At 69.9% G+C, this 1,610-nt stretch carries 2 protein-coding genes; both read left to right on the forward strand.

Annotated features, from left to right (window positions below; translation table 11 throughout):
• Positions 1-189 precede the first annotated feature (189 nt).
• Positions 190-618, forward strand: a complete 429-nt coding sequence (locus AC1D2K_RS34410; protein ID WP_478094881.1) for a phage tail protein — start codon at positions 190-192, stop codon at positions 616-618.
• Between the two features lie 2 nt (positions 619-620).
• The coding region (locus AC1D2K_RS34415; protein WP_478094883.1) for a phage late control D family protein at positions 621-1,610 on the forward strand (990 nt) is incomplete at its 3' end.

Consider the following 1,610-nt stretch of genomic DNA (forward strand, 5'->3'; position numbering starts at 1 on the left):
CGGCAGCACAGCGCCCTCTATCGATCGGCGGCGACACCATCCACATCACCATCCAGGCCGCGCCCGGCATGGATGCGCAGGCCCTGGCCCGCGCCGTCAGCGCCGAGCTGGACCGCCGCCAGCGCGGCAAGCGCGCGACCATGCTCTCGTCCCTCTCGGACATCGACTGAACCGGAAAGGCTCCACCCCATGATGATGGCCTTCGGCCAGTTCGTTTTCAGCCTCGACACGCTGGCCTACCAGGACCTGCAGCGCCAGACCAGCTGGCGGCACCCGAGCAACAGCCGCGTGGGCGCGCGGCCGGCGCGGCAGTTTGTCGGGCCCGGCGAAGAGACCATGAACCTCAACGGCCTGTTGCTGCCCGGCTTTGCCGGCGACACCGGCTCGCTCGACGAACTGCGCGCCATGGGCGCCGCCGGCGCGGCCTGGCCGCTGGTGGACGGCACCGGCATCGTCTACGGCCAGTTCGTGATCGAGTCGCTGAACGAGACGCGCAGCCTCTTCCACCGCGACGGCCAGGCCCGGCGCATCGAGTTCCAGCTGCAGCTGGCCCGCGTGGACGATGACCGCATCGACGCCATCGGCGACGGCGAGCACGCCACCGAGGCGCAACGCTGACCATGGCCGAGCACAGCGCGCGCCACCCGCAGCCCAGCTACCGCATCACGCTCGGCGAGCGCGACATCACGCCCACGGTCGACGCGCGCCTGATCAGCCTGACCCTGACCGAATGCCGCGGCGACGAGGCCGACCAGCTCGACCTGTGCCTGGACGACAGCGACGGCGCGCTGGAGATCCCGCGCAAGGGCGTGACGCTGTCGCTCGCGATCGGCTGGGCCGGGCAGCCGCTGGTGGACAAGGGCAGCTTCGTGGTCGACGAGGCCGAGCACAGCGGCGCGCCCGACCAGGTCACGCTGCGCGCKCGCAGCGCCGACCTGGGGCAGCAGTTGCGCGAGCGCAAGGAGCAGAGCTGGCACCGGACCACACTGGGCGAGATCCTCGGCGCGATCGCGCTGCGCAACGAGCTGCAGCTGCGCATCGATTCCAGGTTGGCCGGCGAAATCGTGGCGCACTTCGACCAGACGAACGAGAGCGACCTCAACTTCGTCACGCGCCTGGCGAAGCGCTTCGACGCGGTGGCGACGGTGAAGAAGGGGCACCTGCTGTTCCTGCCCATCGACGGCACGCGCAGCGCCAATGGCCGGCCCATGGGCACACTGCAGCTGACGCGCCGCGACGGCGACAGCCACCGCTACCACAGCGCCGACCGGCAGGCCTACAGCGGCGTGCGGGCTTACTGGCACGACCCGGGCAAGGCCAAGCGGCGCGGGGTGCTGGTGGGCGAGAGTGGCAATGCGAAGCGGCTGCGGGAGACCTTTGTGAACGAGCAGGATGCGTTGGCGGAGGCGAAGGCTGAGTGGCAGCGGCTGCAGCGCGGGGCGGCGACCTTCGAGTTGACGCTGGCGATGGGCGAGCCATTGCTTGTGCCACAGGCCATGCTTCGGGTTCGCGGCTTCAAGCCACAGATCAATGAGACCGAGTGGCTCGTCGTGAAGGCGTCGCACACCTTCGGCAACGATGGATTTCTCACCCGCGCCGAACTCGAGACC

Source organism: Variovorax sp. P1_H12_2, assembly GCF_056405335.1.

What these genes read in the sequence shown, in the direction of transcription:
- AC1D2K_RS34410 (WP_478094881.1), top strand. Translation starts at nt 190, where the DNA reads ATGATGATGGCCTTCGGCCAGTTCGTTTTCAGCCTCGACACGCTGGCC.